This window comes from Stenotrophomonas sp. SrG, assembly GCF_050031795.1.
GTDB classification, from domain to species: Bacteria; Pseudomonadota; Gammaproteobacteria; order Xanthomonadales; family Xanthomonadaceae; genus Stenotrophomonas; species Stenotrophomonas rhizophila_A.
Window position 1 is genome coordinate 1 of sequence record NZ_JBNBBE010000452.1, and the last position, 257, is coordinate 257.

Annotated in this window: 1 pseudogene; it reads right to left on the minus strand. The window is 72.4% G+C overall.

The features are described from left to right. Positions 1 to 257 (minus strand): annotated as a pseudogene (locus tag ACQG3P_RS20450) (hypothetical protein); the annotation flags it as partial.

A 257-nucleotide genomic window follows, 5' to 3' on the forward strand; every position in this document is an offset into this window, starting at 1 on the left:
CCCCCGCGGCCTGGGGGGCCCTGACCCACGGCTCCAGGCCCGGCTCCTCCCTCGGGATGACGCCGCGGATCAGGCCATCCCCCTTGGCCTGCACGCTATCGACGCAGCCCCCCTGCCGGCCGACATCGGCCAGGCCGGTCCCCGTGACCAGACGGACGTCGCCGGTCCCGACGCTTGAGACGCGCAGGTCCGTGTTGACTCCTGTTCCGTTTGACGGAGCAATGCCCAGCAGGTCGACGGCGAAGGTCAGCGTCGCG